At 36.1% G+C, this 21,321-nt stretch carries 22 protein-coding genes and 1 tRNA gene; 10 read left to right on the plus strand and 13 right to left on the minus strand.

Annotated features, from left to right (window positions below; all coding sequences use genetic code 11):
- Positions 1–17 precede the first annotated feature (17 nt).
- The 9 genes from BLS98_RS12585 (at position 18) to BLS98_RS23315 (ending at position 6,253) form a co-directional block, all read left to right on the plus strand.
- A complete protein-coding gene (locus BLS98_RS12585; protein WP_089736872.1) occupies positions 18–773 on the plus strand; it encodes a UbiA prenyltransferase family protein in 756 nt (251 codons plus the stop codon).
- Positions 774–776: 3 nt separating this feature from the next.
- Positions 777–1,856, plus strand: coding sequence for a DNA replication/repair protein RecF (gene recF / locus BLS98_RS12590; protein ID WP_089736873.1), 1,080 nt, complete (start codon positions 777–779; stop codon positions 1,854–1,856).
- 162 nt (positions 1,857–2,018) lie between these two features.
- Entirely contained in the window at positions 2,019–2,393 is a 375-nt protein-coding gene (locus BLS98_RS12595) for a four helix bundle protein (protein ID WP_089736874.1), read from the plus strand.
- A gap of 104 nt (positions 2,394–2,497) precedes the next feature.
- Complete coding sequence (locus tag BLS98_RS12600) at positions 2,498–2,791, plus strand: hypothetical protein (protein WP_045498317.1); 294 nt, start codon at positions 2,498–2,500, stop codon at positions 2,789–2,791.
- Between the two features lie 106 nt (positions 2,792–2,897).
- Positions 2,898–3,479, plus strand: a complete 582-nt coding sequence (locus BLS98_RS12605) for a Crp/Fnr family transcriptional regulator (protein WP_089736875.1) — start codon at positions 2,898–2,900, stop codon at positions 3,477–3,479.
- A 309-nt stretch (positions 3,480–3,788) separates the two neighbouring features.
- Positions 3,789–4,625 carry an MBL fold metallo-hydrolase gene (locus tag BLS98_RS12610; protein WP_228436022.1) on the plus strand — a complete coding sequence of 279 codons (837 nt, stop codon included), beginning with the start codon at positions 3,789–3,791 and terminating at the stop codon, positions 4,623–4,625.
- Between the two features lie 10 nt (positions 4,626–4,635).
- On the plus strand, positions 4,636–5,097 hold the full coding sequence (locus BLS98_RS12615) for a nuclear transport factor 2 family protein (protein ID WP_228425202.1): 462 nt from the start codon (positions 4,636–4,638) through the stop codon (positions 5,095–5,097).
- A 224-nt stretch (positions 5,098–5,321) separates the two neighbouring features.
- Complete coding sequence (locus tag BLS98_RS12620; RefSeq protein WP_228425204.1) at positions 5,322–5,948, plus strand: DsbA family protein; 627 nt, start codon at positions 5,322–5,324, stop codon at positions 5,946–5,948.
- A 140-nt stretch (positions 5,949–6,088) separates the two neighbouring features.
- Entirely contained in the window at positions 6,089–6,253 is a 165-nt protein-coding gene (locus BLS98_RS23315) for a bacteriocin-like protein (RefSeq protein WP_167356218.1), read from the plus strand.
- Positions 6,254–6,310: 57 nt separating this feature from the next.
- Here BLS98_RS23315 and BLS98_RS12625 read toward each other — a convergent pair whose 3' ends face one another.
- The 3 genes from BLS98_RS12625 to BLS98_RS12635 are packed head-to-tail and all read right to left on the minus strand — an operon-like array spanning position 6,311 to position 10,089.
- Positions 6,311–8,341 (minus strand): recombinase, encoded by a 2,031-nt coding sequence (locus BLS98_RS12625; RefSeq protein WP_089736876.1) that lies wholly within the window; start codon positions 8,339–8,341, stop codon positions 6,311–6,313.
- Between the two features lie 13 nt (positions 8,342–8,354).
- Positions 8,355–8,999 (minus strand): monofunctional biosynthetic peptidoglycan transglycosylase, encoded by a 645-nt coding sequence (gene mtgA / locus BLS98_RS12630; RefSeq protein ID WP_089736877.1) that lies wholly within the window; start codon positions 8,997–8,999, stop codon positions 8,355–8,357.
- 43 nt (positions 9,000–9,042) lie between these two features.
- Positions 9,043–10,089, minus strand: a complete 1,047-nt coding sequence (locus BLS98_RS12635) for an ABC transporter substrate-binding protein (RefSeq protein WP_167356219.1) — start codon at positions 10,087–10,089, stop codon at positions 9,043–9,045.
- A gap of 59 nt (positions 10,090–10,148) precedes the next feature.
- Between BLS98_RS12635 and BLS98_RS12640 the strand changes: the two genes are divergently transcribed.
- Positions 10,149–10,222, plus strand: a tRNA-Arg gene (locus tag BLS98_RS12640).
- 608 nt (positions 10,223–10,830) lie between these two features.
- On the opposite strand, the gene BLS98_RS12645 is transcribed toward BLS98_RS12640, so the two are convergent.
- From BLS98_RS12645 to BLS98_RS12690, 10 genes are all read right to left on the minus strand, one after another.
- Entirely contained in the window at positions 10,831–11,817 is a 987-nt protein-coding gene (locus tag BLS98_RS12645) for an alpha/beta hydrolase (protein WP_045180179.1), read from the minus strand.
- A gap of 59 nt (positions 11,818–11,876) precedes the next feature.
- Complete coding sequence (locus BLS98_RS12650) at positions 11,877–12,560, minus strand: type 1 glutamine amidotransferase domain-containing protein (RefSeq protein ID WP_089737326.1); 684 nt, start codon at positions 12,558–12,560, stop codon at positions 11,877–11,879.
- Between the two features lie 124 nt (positions 12,561–12,684).
- Entirely contained in the window at positions 12,685–13,413 is a 729-nt protein-coding gene (locus BLS98_RS12655; protein WP_089736878.1) for a nitroreductase family protein, read from the minus strand.
- Positions 13,414–13,459: 46 nt separating this feature from the next.
- On the minus strand, positions 13,460–14,401 hold the full coding sequence (locus BLS98_RS12660) for an NAD-dependent epimerase/dehydratase family protein (protein ID WP_089736879.1): 942 nt from the start codon (positions 14,399–14,401) through the stop codon (positions 13,460–13,462).
- Positions 14,402–14,491: 90 nt separating this feature from the next.
- Positions 14,492–15,853 (minus strand): aldehyde dehydrogenase family protein, encoded by a 1,362-nt coding sequence (locus BLS98_RS12665; RefSeq protein WP_089736880.1) that lies wholly within the window; start codon positions 15,851–15,853, stop codon positions 14,492–14,494.
- 26 nt (positions 15,854–15,879) lie between these two features.
- Positions 15,880–16,926, minus strand: a complete 1,047-nt coding sequence (locus tag BLS98_RS12670; RefSeq protein WP_089736881.1) for an acetoacetate decarboxylase (ADC) — start codon at positions 16,924–16,926, stop codon at positions 15,880–15,882.
- 13 nt (positions 16,927–16,939) lie between these two features.
- Positions 16,940–17,671 (minus strand): type 1 glutamine amidotransferase domain-containing protein, encoded by a 732-nt coding sequence (locus tag BLS98_RS12675; RefSeq protein WP_089736882.1) that lies wholly within the window; start codon positions 17,669–17,671, stop codon positions 16,940–16,942.
- A gap of 212 nt (positions 17,672–17,883) precedes the next feature.
- Entirely contained in the window at positions 17,884–18,795 is a 912-nt protein-coding gene (locus tag BLS98_RS12680) for a helix-turn-helix domain-containing protein (RefSeq protein WP_181575086.1), read from the minus strand.
- A 31-nt stretch (positions 18,796–18,826) separates the two neighbouring features.
- A complete protein-coding gene (locus BLS98_RS12685; RefSeq protein WP_089736884.1) occupies positions 18,827–19,771 on the minus strand; it encodes an NAD-dependent epimerase/dehydratase family protein in 945 nt (314 codons plus the stop codon).
- A gap of 29 nt (positions 19,772–19,800) precedes the next feature.
- Positions 19,801–20,871: an acetoacetate decarboxylase (ADC) gene (locus tag BLS98_RS12690; RefSeq protein ID WP_089736885.1), complete on the minus strand. Its 1,071-nt coding sequence runs from the start codon at positions 20,869–20,871 to the stop codon at positions 19,801–19,803.
- Between the last annotated feature and the right edge of the window lie 450 nt (positions 20,872–21,321).

Here is a 21,321-nt window from a genome sequence, read left to right on the forward strand (position 1 = left end):
TATATTAATTTTGATAAATGAACATTATAAAAATACTGAAAAAAACCGTCATAGACAGCCAAATTTATGTCTCCTTAATGGGAACTCTTTTTGCAGTATTTTTCATGAAAGAGCAAAACACATTCCGTTTCCCTACTATTCTGCTTATTTTCATCACGTATTTCAGTGGTTATATTTATACGAAGTACCAATACACTAAATATTTTTTCAGAATACTGGTTCTGAATGCCATTGCCGGGATTGCCTGTGCATTTTTAATCATTCATAATCATAATGAAGTAAGATTACTGAAATGGTTTATTATTGTTGTTTTGGGATTGCTCTATAATAGCTTTTTTCTGGATGTTTATATCCGGAAAATCCCTTTACTGAAAGTATTTTATGTAGGATTGGTATGGGCATTGGTGAACTGCTGGCTTACACTTCCTGAGTTCAGCCCTCCTATTTTCCTTATCAGTTTCTTTTATATTACCGCATTGGTGCTTCCGTTTGATATCCGGGATATGAATAGTGATACAGTAAAGACCTTCCCTATGATGATTGGGATTCAGAATACAAAATATATTGCGTACGGTTTGGTTTTCATTAGCAGCCTTATTGGAGTTTTTTATCTTAAACCTCTATACGCTCTCGCATTTTTTCTGTCCAGTATTATCACTTATATTTTTATTTATTTCTCTGAAAACAAAAGAGATGACTCATATTTTTCATTCGGAGTAGAAACTTGTTCGGCACTTCCTTTTTTATTTTTACTAATAATGGAGTATTTTTGACGAATGATTATCAAGAAGCTTTCCCTATATAATTTCAAAAACCATTCTGAGAAAAAGTTTGAATTTTCCCCGCAGATCAACTGTTTTGTGGGTAATAATGGTGCAGGTAAAACCAATATCCTGGATGCATTGCACTATTTATCAGTAGGTAAAAGCTTTTTGGGAAATACAGATCTGAACAATATCAAAACTGAGGAAGATTTCTTCACGATTGATGCGGAGATTCAGAATGAAGATGGTGAAGATAATATCAGAATCACCCAGCCTAAAGAAGCCAAAAAGGTGATTAAAAAGAATGATAAAAGCTATGACAGGCTTGCAGATCATATCGGATATCTTCCCAGTGTAATGATTTCGCCTTACGATTCAAACCTTATTTCTGATTCTGGTGAAAGCAGAAGGAAGTTTCTGGATGCTATGATTTCTCAAACGGATTCTGAATATCTTTTTGATCTGATTCAATACCAGAAAACCATTCAACAGAGAAATGCTTTACTGAAATATTTTGCTAAAAACAGAACGTGGGATAAAGATTCTCTGGAGATTTATGATGATCCGATTACCAGATTCGGAACCAAAATTTTCAATAAAAGAAAGGTATTTGTAGAGCAGTTAAATCCTATTGTTCAAAACTTCTATCAAATTATTTCGGGTGGAAAAGAAACGGTTTCCGTCATCTATGAATCTCACCTGTTGGAAAATACTTTTGCAGCCCTTTTAAAAGAAAGTATTGAAAAAGACCGTATGCTAACTTATACATCAAAAGGAATTCATAAGGATGATCTTCTTTTTGAAATGGATCATATTCTGATCAAAAAAATAGGTTCTCAGGGACAGCAGAAATCTTTCCTGATCTCGTTGAAGCTTGCTCAGATGAGTTTGGTTAAAGAATTGACAAAAAAGACTCCTATTCTTTTATTGGATGATATTTTTGATAAGCTTGATGATACGAGGGTGGCCCAATTGATTGAGTTGGTTAACCGTGAAAGTTTCGGACAGATTTTTATTACAGATACCCATAGAGAAAGGACTGAAAGTGTGGTAAAGAAAATTAATGAGGAAAGTGTCATTTTTGATATCTAACGGGATGCGGGTTTCGGGATGCGAGTTACGGAGCACTAATGTAAATAGTATTTCTTGCAAGATATGAAATGGAATTATGGTGTATAGAAATTATAGATTTGGAATATAATTTACGAATATTTGATTTTTTCTTATCTTCCCTTTCATAAACACACAAATGATATGAGTTACAGAAATTTAGATATTTACAAAATAGCTTTTGAGTTGTTTTTAAAAACGCATAAAGCATCCTTTCTTCTTCCCAAATACGAATTATTTGAACTAGGAAGTCAATTGAGAAGATCTTCTGATTCAATAATTACTAATATTGTTGAAGGGTATGGCAGATCAATCTATAAAAATGATTACATTCGCTTTCTCGTATACTGCCACGCCAGTAATGACGAAACAATTAATCATCTCGAAAAGCTCATCATCCTATATCCGGATATTTCTAATGAATTTGAAACCTTAAGAAATGAATACAATATACTAGGTGGAAAAATCAATGTATATAAAAAATGGGTAAAAGAAAACTGGAATGAAAATAAACAATAGAAGATTAAAACATTTCTTATAAAACTACTCTATATCGTATCTTCCACCCCATAAACGCAAATCCCGAACCACTTAACACGCATCTCGAACCACGCAACCCGACTATGAAAAAGAAAAAACGCGAATACCAATCCTCTGAACTTGTAAAGTCATTTGCAAGAATTTATGGTTTTGAAGACAAGCTTGTGGCTTTTGATATTAAAGATTTTCTTGAGGATTATCTTGATCAGAGCCTTTTCAATGAAATCAGAAGCGTAAATATTGAAAAGAAATGTATCATCATTAAAATAGATTCTCCCCTGCTTAAAAATGATTTTAAAATGCGTAAAACTTTCTATTTGAAGAAGTTTCAGGATAAGTTTGGCGAGGATAAGTTTGATGATTTGCAGATATTATAATGTACTCCTGAAGCAAGGATCTGATTAGAAAACATACTATAGAACAGATCTCTATCAATTTTATTTTAATATTTTTGTATCATTCTGTTCACCAAACACATTCCTAATGATCGAAGCCCTTCATTTCAATATTTCCCGTCATATTTCAAGTTCCCAAACGGATATTACGGAGTTCTGTAATTTATTCACTTCAAAAACCATCAAAAAAAAGGAGTTTTTACTAAGAGAAGGTGAAGTATGCAGGTTTGAAGCTTTCGTTATCAAAGGGCTTTTCAAGGTATATCATATAGATGCGAAAGGAACAGAACAGATTCTCTATTTTGGAATGGAAGACTGGTGGCTTACCGATATTGACAGTTTTGGCAATCAAAGCCCTTCACAGCTTTTCATTGAAGCCATTGAAGATAGTGAGGTACTCATCATTTCTAAAAAGGATAAAGATTTTGCGTATGAAAACTTTCCTTTCGTAGAGAAGCTTTTCCGAATTATGACCCAAAAGACTCACAGTGCTTTGCAGCGCAGAATGATTGATAATCTCAGCAAAACGGCAGATCAGCGTTATCTTGATTTCATTGAAAAATATCCATCCCTTAATCAAAGACTTACGAATTTGCAGGTGGCAGCTTATCTTGGGATCAGTCATGAGTTTTTAAGTAAAATCAGGAGAAAAACGACTAAAGGAAAGTAATAATACTTCTGTTTTTCATGTTTTTTCAAAGACAACTCAATATTAATAGGATCTTCCAGCCTCTTTCTCCAGGCTTCTAACCTATTACCCTACTCCACATCTCAAATTCCTTCATTTTCATTTATTGAACTTGTTCAATACTTAAGCCGATAAGTATTGAGAATTTTGTCCTATCAAACAGAAAGATATTTATTGAACTTGTTCAATGTGGACCAGAATCAACGGCCGTAATTTTGTATCCATAAAATGAACAGAACAATGAAATCATTAATAAAAACAACAGTATTAACATTCATAACATTATTTAATATGTCACAAGCACAAAATTTCAAAACATTAGAAGCAGGAAAATTTACATTAGATGTTTATAACGCTTCAGAAAACAGTTTCGGGGTCGCTTCTGTTATTGTTTCCGGACAAACGGATGCCGTTTTGGTAGATGCACAGTTTACTTTAGCAGATGCAGAAACCGTAGCTCAGAAAATTAAAGATTCCGGGAAAAATTTAAAAGCGATCTATGTCTCCCATAATGACCCGGATTTTTATTTCGGACTGGAAGTTTTCAAAAAACATTTTCCGGGAGTTACCGCTTATGCAACGCCTAAAGTGGTGGAAGAAATCGCCAGAACAGCACAGAAGAAACTTGATGTTTGGGGTGGTCAATTAGGATCAGCAGTAACCAGCAATGTTGTATTGCCACAGGTATTGAAAGGAAATAGCATTGAATTGGAAGGTGAAAAATTGGAAGTGGTAGGTTTAGAGGAGTTCCCTGCAAGAACATTTGTATATATACCTTCCGCAAAAGCTGTGGTAGGTGGTATCAACGTATTTGGAAATACATTCAACCTTTGGATGGCTGATGCACAAACAGATGAATCCCGCGCTCAATGGATTAAAGTATTGGATAAAATTGAATCACTGCACCCTTCCATTGTGATTCCTGCTCATGGAAAATCAACTGATGCTGCAGATTTAACCTCTGTGAAACATACTAAAGACTATATTCAGTTTTACGAAGAAGCTTTAAAAACAAATACAACATCAGAGGCTTTGGTTAAGGCTATTAAGACTAAATATCCAAATCTGACTTTTGAGACAGCCCTTCAGCTTGGAGCTAAGGTGAATACCGGAGAAATGAAGTGGTAATCGGAACCGCATGAAATCAATCATTTACAGTCTGATGGCTTTACTTCTGTTATCAGGCTGTTCAATAAAAAATAATGCAACAATGACCAATTTAGAAATTGTAAAAAGTACATACGAAGGAAAAACATCTGAGGAAAACGGGAAAGCATTAGCAAGCCATGTGGCAGAGGATATTCAATGGACTGAAGCTAAAGGGTTTCCTTATGCAGGAACTTATGTTGGCCTGGAAGAAATTACCAAAAACGTTTTCAGCCGTTTGGGAAGCGAATGGATTGATTATAAATTCACACCGGAAAACTATGTTGCCGATGGTGATAAAGTAGTTGCTTTTGGAACATATACCGGAACCTATAAAATAACCATGAAGCCATTCTCTGCCCGCGTTGCCCATATCTGGCACCTGAAAGACGGTAAAATTGTGAAATTTGAACAATTCGTAGACAGCAAAACAGTAGTGGATGCAATGAAGTAAAATCTTAAGATTTTTAACGCTGAGATCGCAAGGTATTTTTAATCAAGCTTGAAAAGATCGTTCGCAAAGGCATTTCATTTAGCAAAGACATTGACTGTTCCATCGCTGAGTGAAACGCCTTTGCGATCTTAAAAACATAAGAACCTAAAAAAGCTTTGCGAACATTGCGGTATAATAATATACATCATGTAAGCTTAGTTATATCAACTTCTAAAAACAAAAAAATGAAAATTATATATATCATGGATCCTCTTTGCGGATGGTGCTACGGGAATTCTGATAACATGGTAAAACTATACAACCAGTACAAAAACGACTTAGATTTTGAAATCTTTTCCGGTGGAATGTGGACTGGCTCCAATGTTCGAAAACAATCACCACAAATGGTTAGTTTCTTCCTTAAGCATGATGATGCTGTAGCAGAACGTACAGGAATAACATTTGGTGAAGGCTATTTTGAGTTACTGAAACAAGAAATTGTATTGGACAGTGAAATTCCATCCAGAGCAATGGTTTCAGTGAAAACAATTGCTCCTGAGCAAACTGTTCCTTTCATGATTTCCGTTCAAAAAGCAAGATATTATTGGGGAAAAGATCTCAATTTGGATACTACTTACCTTGAGATTTGTGATAATTTAGGTATTGATCCACAACAATTCTTAGCAGCTTTCCATTCTGAAGAAATAAAACAGGCTACCCTACAAAACTTTAATGAAGCAGCGCAATACGCCCAATCTTTTCCAACGATGCTGGTTGAAAAAGATGGAAAATATACCATTATTGAACAGGGTTATGCTCCTTTTTCTGAATTGGAAAACCGTATTGAGCTCCTAAAAAATAAAGTTGTTTGACCTGAAAGTTTCCGATCAGGTTTTTATTCCAGATACATATAGAAAAAGATAAGCTTAATGACTTTCAGATAGTGTAAAAAAATAGAATATTTCAAGGATAATTGATATATTTAACACTTCATAAATAAAATCAAATTACCATGAAAAAAGTACTTACACAAAAGAAAGTATCAAGAGAAAATTTAAAAAAAATTCAAGGAGCTGGACGAATGGTATGTTGTGCTTTATCCTGTGCAGATCTTACAACATGCGCTTTTTGGGAGCAATTACCAGCAGAATGCCCGGATTTACTTTACTGTATATAATCAACAGTATTACATAGTATAGAAAATGCTACCGAAATGGTAGCATTTTTATTTTTATTAATGTTCTTCTGATTTATTAGAAATCGTACTGCTCATCAGGTCATCAGCTTTTTTATCCAATCCTGAACTTAGTGGCAGGAAGAATTTCAGCGGATGCTTTATAAAATACCTGAAAATTTCTTTATAGATCTCACTTACCTGTCCGAAGTTCATCTTTCTTGACCTGAACGCCAGGAACATAGATAAACTGAAGCTTACCAGGAAGTTGAAGAACCCAATTAAGAAAACCGTCACAAAGGACATCCAGAATGTATAGGAATCTACGGAAAAATCTTTTCCATAAAGCCCTAAAGCAAAGTTTCCGGCAGCAAAGGTAATGTGTCTGATATCAAGATCAAGCCCGAAGAACAATCCTACAGGTGCCGTAGCTCCAAGGAAAACCCCGAACCAGAAATTCGATACGATTCCCGGCCAGTTTTTAGCATAATATTTTGATAGTCCTTTCGCAAATTTCTTTCCAAAAAAACTTCTGATAGAAAGGTTTTTTGCAATTCTTTCCGGAATCTGATAGAACACGGAGTTGTTTCCGATATTCCCAGAAATAATTCCTGAAATGAAAAGATAGAAACCAGCAATACTGGCATGAAGAATTGCTTTGGATTTGAAAGGATCAAGGTCTTTTAACAGCTTATCTGATCTGTCTACAGCAAGGTTTTGTGAAAAGAATACATCCAATCCATAAATAATGGCAAGCGCTATCGGAAATGCCAATAAAACGTTTCCTACGAAGGCAATAAACTGGCTTCGGAAAAGCTTGGAGACAAGGTGGGCAAATTCGGTATTGTTTCTTTTATTGTTTCCTTCTTCAGACAGCACTTTGGTCATGGTTGCAGCAGTCATCGCTGGCTGTTTTGTAGCCAGTGTGAAACCCATCAGGTAGATCATGATGAATCCCATCGCATAGTTCATGGAATATAGAAACGCGTGTGAAAAGTCACTTCCGGGAATATATCCGTACAACATTTTCAGCACGCAGAGTGCTCCTACGATAATTCCACCACCACTCGCTTTGTAGAACATAGTCATATATTCCTTTCTGGTGGAAGTAATATAATGAGTTCCCGCTTCCGCCGTGTGATTGGTGATAAGGTGAGAAATTAGTCTCGTACTGTCATTAATAAGATCAGCAATATTATTCTTGTGAGATTTATAGCTCAGAATATTGAAGACCAACTGTTTTGATCTTATCAGAATATCTTCTTCATTGTCAATAATCAAAAGCTGTACAATATCATAAATTCTTTCGGTCTGTTGGCGGATCTTCAGCAGTGATTGGTTAATCTTCCCTGAAATTCCATATTTAGCTGAATTTTTGAAGGCTATATTCACAAATTCCAAACATTGCTCTGAATAAATCTTGATCTGCTTATATCTGCTGTCCTTAGAATGCAGCTGTAGCTCAGGATCCTTAACAAGATCATCTGCCAATGCTTCCAACTCGTTCTGAAGAGCTAAAAATGGATTGGAAAGGTTCCTGTATTGAGGAGCCATTCTTACCACTTCTACTTCCATAGCCATTCCCGTTACCCTCCATGAAAGGATGTTCATCGAAAAGATCAGTTCCTTCTTTACATTTGGCTTAATGATAAAATCTGAAGCTCCAATGAGTGTCAGAAATTCATTCACCTCGTTTTCAGGAAGATTATGAAGATATTTTAAGTCTGTTTTAGGTCTTAGACTTACATTATCAATCATGTACCACACTGTTTTTTCATTTTCAACAGGCGGCAATACCTTATTCAGGATTCTTTTTTTAAGTTCCGGGAAAAAGGCATTTTCAGAAAGAATATTGGCTTCTGTCAAGGACAGATTGAATGGTCTTCCTTTAAAAACATTATGAATGTAATACTTGAAGTTTTCCGCAAAATTCGGATTGCTTCTGAAAAAGTTAAGCACATCTGTAAAGTCTGCCCTTTTTACACTCTCTAACAACTCTGCAAAGGGTTCCAAAGAAAGGGTTTCGTTCTTAAAAGAAAAGTATTTTTTAAGAACCGACTCAAAATTTGTGCTGGAATTAAAGAATTTCATTAGTACAAAGATACTATTTCAAACTCACATTCCTCATCTGTCTCATAATCCAATTATGTTTCTTTCTTAAATAAGGGGATGGATTCTTCGGATCATACTTCTTTGGATTCGGCAGTACAGCAGCAATCCAGGCAGCATCTGAAGAGCTCAGGTCCTTGGATGATTTACCAAAATAATATTGTGCTGCTGCTTCTACTCCAAATACCCCCTGCCCCATTTCAATGGAATTCAGGTATCTTTCAAGAATAATATCTTTGCTCCATACCTTTTCAATAATGAAGGTGTAGACAGCTTCAAGCCCTTTTCTTACCCAGCTTCTGCCCTGCCAAAGGAAGACATTCTTAGCTGTTTGCTGGGAAATAGTACTTCCCCCTCTTATTTTTTTACCTTTTTCATTATACTTCATTGCTTTTTCAATGGCGGTATAATCGAAGCCGTCATGGTCAAAGAATTTCTGGTCTTCTGAAGCAATCACTGCTTTTTTTACATTACTCCCCATCTCATCATAGGAAATATAGTCTCTGTGCAATTTTCCATACTCAAACAGTCCTCCTATCTGAGTAAGGGTAATGGGTGGATTAAAAAATCTTCCCCAAATGATAAAAACCACGTTCAGAACAAGAACGATGAAAATAAACTGTTTAATTCTTTTCCACATAACTTTATAAAAAGGAAAGGCAAAAATAAGCAAATAGTCCGATTTACTGCAATTCTTTCATATAAGTAAGCTGATAATCCGGCAAAAGTTCAGGATGGAAGATTTTAATATAATCTTTAAGGATTAAATCTGCTCTTACAACCCCACTTTCAAAGAAGTCGTTGGCTTTTTCTCTCTCTTTTCCGGCCATTGTATACAGCTTTCCTTTGTTGAATACATTCAGCTTTCCGTAGAAAGGATTCATCTTCAGCATTTCTTTTTTTGAAGTATGGTTTCCTGCATTTACCCAATACTGAACACCGCTGGTCTTTGCAAAAACTTCTTCAAAGCTCATCGTTAAGGCTTTTTCATCCTTATTATCCTTCATGATATAAGTAGCATTGGCATCAGCAATATAATGTGCTACTGAAGTGTTTCCACCTGGAAGATACCAAACATCTCCATACATTTCATTAGCCAAAACAATAGGTTTTTCTTTTGCTGTTAATGCGAGTTTCTTCAGATCATTATAGTTTTTCTCTACTTCCTGATATTTAGCTTCAGCTTCTTTTTCTTTTCCGAAAAGTTCTCCGAATAACTTTACATAAGCCGTTTTCTGTAATGGCTGCTGCTCCATATATTCATCCAGAAATATCACCTGAATACCATTATTCTTCAATAACTGATAGGCATTATCAAAACTTGCAATATAGTTAGTGAAAATTGCATCCGGTTTCATGGAAATAATTTTCTCCACATCATACTTCTGATCGCTTCCTACATTCTGAATGTTTCCTTCTTTAATCAGATGCTGGATCTTTTCTGAATAAATATACTCCGGACTTGATACTCCAATGATTAAATTTTCGGCTCCAAGCTCTGAAATATACCCCGCCATACTGGCATTAAGGAGGATGATTTTCTTAAAAGGAGTCTGATTTTGTTTGAAATTATAGGTGAAATTTCCCGATTTCAGCTCCAAACTTCCATCTTGTTCCTTGTATTGGGTGCGATTTGAGATATTTGTCCAATCTGAGGACGAAATTTTTTGTTCTCTTTTACAAGCAATTAGCGAAAATACCGTGAATAAAAGTAAAATTTTCTGTTTCATGTTTCAAAGAACGGAAAAAAGTGGTATATTTGCAACCGTTAAACAACAACAAAACAAACGGCCTCGTGGCGCAACTGAATAGCGCATCTGATTACGGCTCAGAAGGTTACAGGTTTGAATCCTGTCGAGGTCACAAACGACAATATGCGCAAATTTAAGACAATTTGCGCATATTTATTTATACATACCTCATATTCAATTAGTTAACTTTGATCAAATTAAGACTTTCATTACAAAAACACTATTTCAAAAATATCTTAATTGATTCCATACAAAAGCGAAATGTGATTGAAAAATCAGCAAGTTATATTTAAATTAATAAAAGTTTAAAAATTTTATCTGCGATGACCTAACAGGATTCGAACACCAAAAATTCACAAAAAAACCACATATTTTTCGCTAAATAGTTTTCAACCGTTGTTCAAAAGCAAACAAGGAAATTTCCTTTAGAAAATGATTTATCTTCTCATCATTACCTAAAGCTTCTCCTACTCTTGCCCCAGATTTTTCTAATTTTACTCCAAATATTTTTTTATAAATCCCAGTAACATAAACATATTCAAAGTATTTTCATCAATAATTACTTTCTCAAAAAAATAATCTTGCCAATCTTTGTTTAGTTAAACTATTCTTGATTTTTGAGATGTATTGTGTCTATTTAAAGATAAAGAAGACGAATGTAATTACTCATCCGCCTTCGAAATATAAGTCTAGAAAATAATATTTAAAAAAGCTGACTAATTAAGCTTTTCCAAATAAAGCTTTTTTAAGTGCTAATGCACCCTGTTCAGAAGAAAACTTTATTGCTTCTATATGATCCAACGGGTTTAATAATCCATAGTCATGGATAAATCCGTTATAAGTCTGGATCGTGGTTGGCACACCTGCTTCATCTAATTTTCTGGCATATGCTAATCCTTCGTCAAAAAGGATGTCATTCTCCGCTAATTGTACTAATGCTGGTGGCAATCCTTTTAACTGCTCTAAAGAAGCGTTGAAAGGTGTTGCATAATACTCTTTTCTTGTTTCGAGATCGGGTAAATAATTATCCCACATCCATTTCATCAATGGAGCTGTCAGGAATCTTCCTTCACCATATTTTTGCCAAGATTCACGTGTAAAATCAGCGTCCGCTACAGGCCACAATAATAATTGAAATTTTATCTCTGGGCCACCTTTATCCTTAGCCATATGACAAAGTACCGCCGTCATATTCCCACCTACACTATTTCCGGCAGCAGCCATATTTTTACCGTCAACTCCGATTTCAGCGCCATTTTCTGACACCCATTTTGTGGCAGCGTAAATCTGATTGATCGCTACAGGGTATTGAGCTTCTGGAGATGGTGTATAGTCAGTAAATACAGCAGCAGCTCCGCTATTTACAACAAGATCTCTAACCAGCCTTCTATGAGTAGGATAATCACCCAATATCCAACCTCCACCATGCGTAAACATAAATACCGGAAGGTTTTCCGAAGTTGAGTTTGCAGGTTTAACAATATGAATATTTACCGTAATACCATCCTGTGTAATTTCTCTTTCTGTCTCAATGATCCCTGAGTAATCCACCTCTACAGATTTTTGGGCATCCACTAACACCTGTCTTGCCTGCTGGGGTGTCAAGGTTTCCAAGGGACTCCCCCCACTGTTATTCAATGCATTTAGAAATTCTCTGATCCCCGAAAGGATTTGCGGATCGTTTTCCGCTTTAATGTTTGATGCCATAATTAAAATTTTAATGATTAATTATAAATTTATTTGGCTTATACAAGCCTGAAAGTATATTATTTATCAAGTTCTTTAGCAACAACTTGTGCCATTTCTTTTGAACTGAAGGGGTTTTGTCCTGTAATCAGGTTCCCATCCACTATAACATTGGACGTCATGGGAATACATGCTTTTTTCAGATCTGCACCACGTTCAACAATTGAAGCTTCAAGATTAAAAGGAACCTCCCTTTTTCTTCTGGCGATGGTCTCCTCGAACCAATCAAACCCAGTCATTGATTTTCCCGTAATCAGATAAGTTCCGTCTGAAAGCTTTACATTAATCAATCCTCCCACTCCGTGGCAAATAGCAGCAACCATTTTTCCACTTTCGTACTGCTTTCTGATTATATTTTGTATAATAATATCATCGGGGAAATCATACATGGTCGCATGACCACCTGCGAGATATACACAATCAAAATCTTCATTTTGAACTTCCAGCAAATTCCTTGATTGATTGAGGTCGTTCATAAAAGCAGTGTTTTCGTAATATGATCTTGAAATCTTGTCCAATACAAGAGGTTTTAAGCTCTCGGGGTCAATGGGAACATGTCCTCCTTTAGGACTTGCTATGGTGACCACCCATCCTTTTTCTTTTGCTGTGTGGTAGATATGGGTAAGCTCACTCAACCATAGACCGGTTTCTAAACCACTTTTATAATGTCCGGTATTAGTTACAACCAGAAGGATTTTTTTCATTTTTATACCTTTTTTTGTCATCTAAAGTTAGTAATAAACGAATGGACATCAGTAACCAAATCATGGAAGATTGTAACCGAATCTCTGTTAGAAAAAATGATGGATGTAGAACCGCATTCCTTAGTTATCTCTTTACATATATTTCGTTAAACGGAACCCTACAGCATTCACCCCAAATACCTTCATTCCCTTTTCTTATTCCGCAGGAGACAACCATATTAACTTCTGCTCCGCGAGGTAGACCCAATACTTTTTTTAATACCTTGCTATCAAAACCTTCCAATGGACAGGTATCATATCCTTCATTTGCCATGGCAATCATAAAAGTCTGAGCTGCCAACGCACAGGATTTATGAACCACCACTCGCATATCATTCTCAGACACCTCTCTTGTAATGGTTCTGAACGCCCCTATAGTTCCTGTCAATAATTTTCTAAAACTTCCCAATAAGCCAAAGAAACGTCCATATAATAAGGGCATGATCTTCCCATAATATAATTCTCTGTCCTTGATCCGTTTTTCCTGCCGCTCAACAGGACTATTGCGTCTGATGTTTCCTTTTTCAAAATTCAGTACAAATTTTGCCCTTTTGCGAAACAGATCACGCCTTGTGACAAAAACCACGATCTGCGCTGCTGTTGAAGTGGCAGTCTGATCCAGACAAGCGCTGGAAACCTTAGATAACAGATCAGTATCTGTGATGTGATGAAACTCCCAAAGCTGCATATTGGAACTACTTGGAGCTAAAGCTGCCAATTGAAGGCATGCTCTGATTTTTTCATCCTCTAGAGCTTTTTCCCGATCATAGACACGTACAGATCGTCTAAAGTCCATTACTTCTGATAAATTCATATCAATTATAGTTTTTACAATATGATCAAAATATCCTGACAAGAAATTAAAGTTTCTTGTCTCTAAACTGCTCCTTCTTAATTTGTGCTATTCCTTCTCTATAGGTAGTGACCTGAAATTCAGGAAAACGTTTTTTGAATTTTGTATCATCAAAAAGATTATCATACGAATATCTCGGAAGCAATTCCAATAGTTCTTTAACCTTAGGATTGAACCACGAACCTATTTTGAAAAGAAACTTTGGAACTACGTTATGTTTAAGCTTCTTGCCATAGATCCCGGATGCTATTTCTATAAACTCTTTATATGTCGGATGACTTTTGTCAACCGGCAGGTGCCATGTCTGACCGTAAGCATCAGGGGTATTTCCAATTAGCGCTGTGGCACGACTTGCATCCGGTGTCCAGATCAGGCTTCGTTTTTTACTGTCACTTAGAGGAACTTTTAAGGTTTTCCCTTCTTTTATGTTATTAAATACTAAGGTGTTGGTAATACTCTGAGTTTTACCTGGACCATAAAACTCAGGTGCCCTACAGATTACCGCTTCAAGTGCTCCTGACTCAATTTCTTTCAACACCATATCTGCCATCATTCTTCTTACCTTTGCTTTTCTTCCAAGCGGACTAAAAGGAGTATTTTCAGTAAGGTTCCTATCATCCTGTGGATACATATAAGTATTATCAAAGAATACCAGTTTAGTTCCATTGATTTTACAGGCATCAATCACATTTCTGAGAATCAATGGAAACTGTTGCTCCCATAGATCTGAACTGATTGGCAATCCAAGTGTAAAATACGCAATTTCACTCCCCTTTACAGCTTCAATGGCCTTCTCTTTTATGGATAGATCAGCTGAAAAAACCTCATCGGTATCATTCACTTTGGTAGCTTCACGACTCACGATCCTGATTTCAGAGGTAAAATTTCTTTTTAACTCTTTTGCCAGTTCCTCACCAATCTGTCCATTGGCACCTAATATTGTTTGCATTTTTTTCTCTTTTAAATTTATAGTACAAAATTCGGCCATATCAGCCACAAAAAAGTATCCCAATCCATGGAGATTGTAACATAATCTCTGTTACATCACTTTTTTTATCCAGTGCATTTTTTTATCGGTATAGGGCGGATATTTCAAATCCGGCTCGCCCCAGGTAGCTTTGTCTATAACTGATTTTTGGTGAGAAAATGCAAGGAAACCGTATTCGCCGTGATAACTTCCGATTCCGGAATTACCAATGCCGCCAAAAGGGAGATAATGGTTGGTAATGTGCATCAAGGTATCGTTGATGACACCACCGCCGAAAGAAACCAGATGGAGAAGTCTTGTTTTTTCTTCTTCATTTTTTGTAAACAGATAGGCTGCTAAAGGTTTTTCTCCTTCAATGATCTTCTGCAAAATCTCATCATAATCGGTATAGCCAATGACCGGAAAAACAGGTCCAAAAATCTCCTCCTGCATTATGGCATCGTCCCAAGTGACATTATCCAAAACCGTAGGTTCGATATATAGAGTTTCTTCATTGGTTTTGCCACCATAGAAAATTTTGTCTTTATCGATAAGTGAAGAAACACGTTCGAAATTCCTTTTATTGATGATGCTGGTGAAATGCTCCGCACCATCTGAATAATTGAATTCCTCCAGCTTTTCTTTTATCAGCTGTAATAATTTCGGCTTCACCGATTCTTCTACCAGAAGATAATCGGGAGCAATGCAGGTCTGTCCACCATTTATAAACTTGCCCCAAACCAAACGCTTTGCCGCGACTTCCAAATCTGCCGTTTTAGTAACGATAGCTGGAGATTTACCGCCTAATTCAAGGACAACCGGAATAAGATTTTTTGCAGCGGCCTCATATACTATTTTTCCTACTTTCGGGCTTCCGGTAAAGAAAATTTTATCCCAGCGGAGTTTCAGAAGTTCGGTTGTTTCAGGAATCCCACCTGCCACCACATACAGATAATTGGATGGAAAATTATGATTAATTAATTCCTCTAGCAGATTCATTGTATTTTCCGGTAGCTCGCTGGGTTTCAGTACGCAGGTATTTCCCGCCGCGATAGCGGTAACCATGGGCAACAACGTGAGCTGCAAAGGATAATTCCATGCACCGATGACCAACATTACACCCAATGCATCGTAATAAATATGACTGTTCCCGGGCTGCAAATTCAATGGTGTTTTTACTTTTTTAGGCTTACTAAGCTTATCCAGATTTTTCAGAAAAAAATCGATTTCATTATAAATAAGATTCAGTTCCGTTAAAAATGTATCGAATCTTCCTTTTCGAAAATCTTTATAAATCGCATCGTACATACGATTTTCATTTTTTTTCAGAATGGTTTTCAGCTTTTTCAATGTTTCCTTACGAAAGGTTATATCTTTTGTATGATGTGTATTGAAAAATGCTTTTTGTAATTGAAATATTTTATCAAAATCCATTGCTTTAAATTTTAAGGTTGATTGAATTATTTTTTCTCTTCCTGTACCAGTTCAGGCGTATATAATGCTGCCTGAAACTCCGGCTGGTAATCGTACTTAACCAGTTTATTTAAACCTAATGATCTGATAAAAGTTGACAAAGGACCATCAGAAAGATTTAATTGAATATCTTCAGCACTTTTGCTGCTCGCTTTCTTTATGGCACGAACATCAGTATAACCATGTGTTAGCTGACCTTGTTTATTCAGATTGATGAAATTAGAACGCGTAATTTCCGGTGTTGATGCAGAAACATCCAGTTTTTTCCCTGCCATCGAAAAGTCAAAATTCCCTTTTTCATCGTAGTAATTAAACGTCAAACTATTACCCTCGTTCGTGTAATTGATAGGAATCAGCCATTTGGGCAAATTGTAACCGTAAACACCTCTCACTCTTGCCAACTCCGTATCTACCGGAAGTTTCAACACGTATCCCCACAGGTTCTTATCATTCAGCTCACCCATCAGCGAAATCAGTCCCCAATTGCTTCTACCCGGTTGTGTGGTTACAATAGAGATGGACAATTCGTTATAAAAATCGTTATCGCAGTAATGGTAAGCGTAAGATGTAATAGCTATCAGTCCCTTGCCGGGCGTATAGGAAATTGGTTTTACCAGACCTTTAACCTTTTCCGGAATCAATTCCTTTATTTTTGACATATCCGCCGTGTAAATAGCTGTAATGCTGCTGTTACTGTAATAGAAGTTAGGCGAATAGGTTGTAAAGCCTACTTCCTTTTTTTGTTTTTGAATGGTTTTGAACCAGCTCAGATCAATATCAGGTCTTTCCTTTGCAACGATATCCATAGGCGAATTTGAATGAAATCTGTCAAACAAACCGCCTTTCAGTACTGGCATCTTCTGCTCCGCCAGTTCAATGAGCGTATCCTTATCAGTAGGATTATTGGTTTTTGGTTGTACACTTTCCTTATTTGAAGCTGCATTAACGACAGCTTTACTTAGGAAAAAGCCAGGGGCAAAGAGTAGGATTATAGCGATAATTACTGCAATTGCCAGTATTTTTAATTTTTTCATTTTAAATCGTTTTTTAATGTTGATTATTATCTATGATTTTAGATTGTGCGATTTGTTTATCCAGTTCGCGTACTACGACTTTTGCCATTTTTTTAGAACTGAAAGGGTTCTGTCCGGTAATTAAATTTCCATCGACAACAACCTTTGAGGTCATCGGGATAAGTGCTTTTCTATAATCCGAACCCTGGTTCTTCAAAGTCTCTTCAAGATTGAAAGGCACTTCTTTTTTTCGGCCGGCAAGACCTTCTTCAAACCAGTTATAACCAGTTAGTTTTTTATCTTTGATCAGATAATTTCCATTGGACAATTTTACGTTAAGCAAACCACCGACTCCATGACAAATGGCGGCCACCATTTTTCCACTTTCATATTGATCACCAATAATTTTTTGGAGCATTTTATCATCGGGGAAATCATACATTGTTCCATGTCCGCCTGCCAGATAAACCACATCAAAATTGTCATTTTCCACCTCCTTAAGGCTTCTGCTATTTTTCAACAATTCACGGAAGGAATTGTCATCCCAATATTTTTTAGATATCTTATCCCGGGTAAAAAATTTCAGGCTCTCTGGATCTATAGGAACATCACCACCATTGGGACTTGCAATGGTAACATCATAGTCTTTTTCTTTTGCTGCCTGATAGATATGGGTCACTTCACTTAACCATAGGCCAGTAGGATAATTCCCACTTGCATACATATTGATATTGGTAACAATAATTAATATTTTAATAAGATTCATTGTATAAGTATTTTTATACAACAAAGGTCCAAAACATCCGATGAGTTATTGTAACCTAAATAAGGTAAGTTGTAACAGAATCTCTGTTTTATTGATTTATTTCAAACTCCAAACCCAATAAAAAATAAAAAAGATGGGTGGTAATAATTACCACCCATCTTTTCAATATTTATTAATATTAATGCATTCGTTAAATTAGAGTACCTTTTTCATTAATTAAATGAGGCTCTGAATTCCAGAGGTGAAAAAGTAGTACGGTTTTTAAAAAGACGGTGAAATGATTGTGGATGCTCAAACCCTAAATGATAAGCGATTTCTGATACAGACAATTCCGTTGTTGACAATAATTCTTTGGCTTTCTCTATCAACCGGTTCTGAATATGCTGTTGGGTTGTCTTTCCCGTCTGAACCCGGAGCATATCGCTTAAATAGTTGGCACTTAGATTCAATTCACTTGCTATTAAGTGAACAGAAGGTATTCCATTGATTACTAAATTATCATTCTTGAAATAACCATCAAGTAAGTTTTCCAACTTTGTAAGTAAATCATTATTCGCCTTTTTTCTCGTTAAAAACTGACGGTTATAGAAACGGTCACAGTATTTAAGCAAAAGCTCAATATTGGAAACCAGCAGATCCTGTGTAAAACTATCCATATTCCCTTCAATTTCATTTCCAACGTTATGAATGATATCCATAACAGAGGTTTCTTCTTTTTCTGAAAGGTGCAACGCCTCATTGGTCGCATAGGAAAAATAACCATAATCTTTAACCTGCGATGCTAAAGGATATCCCTGAAAGAAATCAGGATGCACTACCAAAACAAAGCCCTTTACACCATTCAGAAGCACATCTTCAAATTGGAGTACCTGATGAGGGGCAATAAAATACATGATCCCTTCATCAAAATCATAATACTGTTGTCCATATCTGCACTTACCTCCTGCACATTCCTTTTTCAATGCAATAACATAAAAATCTGTAGTAATTGCACTTAGAATCGTTTCCGGTTCCAGATTGACATCATCAAAATTGAACACACTAATCAGTGGATTCGACGGTTTTTTCAATCCTAGAAACTGATGCAGGGCATTAATTGACGAAACCTTTTCTGGAGTTTTCATATTTTGATTTTCTGATTTATACATAACTAATTTACTGATTTTTTTTTATTGAAGTTTGTTCATTTCTGATTTGTTCAATCCCTTCTCTGTAACTTGTTGTGTGAAATTCCGAAAAACGACTTCTGAATTTGGCATCCTCAAACAGATTATCACAAGCATACCTTGGCAGTAATTCCAATAATTCAGTAAATACTGTACTGGATTGTGCTCCCTTTTGGAATATATATTCAGGTACTATTGTAAACTCAAATTCCTTTCCATAAATTTCAGATACCAGATTGATAAACTCGGCATAAGTAGGGTGACTATTATCCACGGGTAAATGCCATGTCTGCCCATATGCATCAGACGTATTTCCGATCAATGCCGTGGCACGGCTTGCATCCGGTGTCCAGATCAGACTCCTTCTCTTATCTGTACTCAGTGGAATTTCAATGGTCTGCCCTTCTTTGATTTTATTAAAGATCATTGTATTGGTAATACTCTGTGTCTTACCCGGACCATAAAACTCAGGAGCACGGCAAATTACCGCATCTATCTGTCCTGAGTTCATTTCCTCCAACAACATTGCTGTCATTTCTTCTCTTACCTTTCCCTTTCTGCCCACAGGGGCAAATTCAGTATCCTCGGTAAGAACTCTGCCATCCTGTGGATACATATACGTGTTATCAAAGAACACGAGCTTAGTTCCATTAATCTTGCATGCATCTATTACATTTCTGGTAATGAGAGAGAACTGCTCCTCCCAAAGAGATGTACTAATAGGCAATCCTAATGTGAAATAAGCAATTTCACTGTCTTTTACAGCTTCAACCGCATTTTCTCTAATAGATAAGTCTACAAGAAAAACCTCATCGGTATCATTTACTTTTTGTGCATTTCTACCAACAATCCGGATATCTGAGGTAAAGTTTCTCTTCAACTCTCTTGCCAGTTCTTCGCCTATTTGACCGTTAGCTCCCAATATTGTTTGCATATTACTTTACGTTTAATTCTTTACTATCTTTATTTAGATCTTTCTGTTAATTCAGGAGTATACAGTGCCGCCTGGAATTCCGGCTGATAATCATAACGCATTAGTTTACCAAGATCCAATGATTTGATAAACATGGATAAAGGCCCATTGGTAAGATTGAGCTGTACGTCTTCCTTCTTTTTGCTGCTTGCTTTCTTAATCGCTCTGACATCAGTATAACCGTGAGTCAGTTGGCCATTTCTATCCTTGTTAATAAAGTTTGAACGGACAATATCCGGTTGAACATCTCCAATTGCCAGTTTTTTTCCTCCCATCGAAAAATCCATTTTCCCGGACTCATCATAAAAGTCAAACTTCATCATCTCTCCTTGATCACTATATTTCATTGGAATCAACCATTTCGGCAGGTTATATCCCACTACCCCACGAACTCTCGCCAGTTCTGTGTCTACAGGAAGCTTCAGAACGTACCCCCAAAGATTTTTATTCTTAAGCTCCTTCATAAGGGAAAATACGCCCCAATTGGTGGAGTTTGGCTTCGTAGTTACAATAGAGATAGATAACTCATTATAGGAATCATTATCACAATAATGGTAAGCATATGCTGTGATTGCAACCAGGCCACGTCCAGGTGTAATTGAAATAGGTTTCACAATATCACGAACTTCTGCTGGGATTAGCTTTTTTAGCATTGTCATATCAGCAGTATATATTGCCGTTATACTACTGTTACTATAATAGAAATTAGGAGAGTATGTTGTAAAGCCGACCTCCTTTTTCTGTTTTTGAATAGTTTTAAACCAGCTCAGATCAATTTCAGGCGCTTCTTTTTCAACTACTGACAAAGGTGGGTTTGAACGGAATCTGTCATAAAGTCCTCCTTTTAAAACAGGAACTTGGTGCCCCCCTAAATTGATGATTGTCTGGTTGGATTTGAGCGTGTCCATTTTACTATAATTTTTATTCCGTTCAGAAATTGAAACATTTTTGTCCGCAATCTGCGAGTTAAAAGAAATTGTGCCTTTTACATCGATAGCTGCCATACCATTGGAATACATACCCATACTGGCAGTTATAACTAACATTTTAAATGTGTTCATACTATATTGTTTTAAGTATGACAAAGTTCTAAAGACTGGAAACAAACAGTGTATCCGAATTAAGGTAAGTTGTAACAGAATCTCCGATAAATAAAAATGTGTAAGCTCTAAAAAATTCAATACAAAATATTAAAAATTGTCAACAGGATTCAAATCAAAATAAAACAAACATAAACAACTAAATATCAATCATATAAGCACGAAAAAACATTCAATATCTTTTAAAAATTGGTTCGATGTTCCAACCAGCAAGTTCACACAATAAAAAAAATCGTTACTTTTTAAGTAGCGATTTTTTTTATTATTAACCATAATAGGATTAATTCCTGCTATACGATATAGTTCTGTAAATTTTTTCGGGTCAAGCGCAAAAGTTGGAGGGAACAATACAAAAGATAAAAAAAAGGATTGGATAATAAAAAGCCACACGAAAAGATTCGTGCGGCAGCG

Source organism: Chryseobacterium jejuense, assembly GCF_900100075.1.
GTDB lineage: Bacteria > Bacteroidota > Bacteroidia > Flavobacteriales > Weeksellaceae > Chryseobacterium > Chryseobacterium jejuense.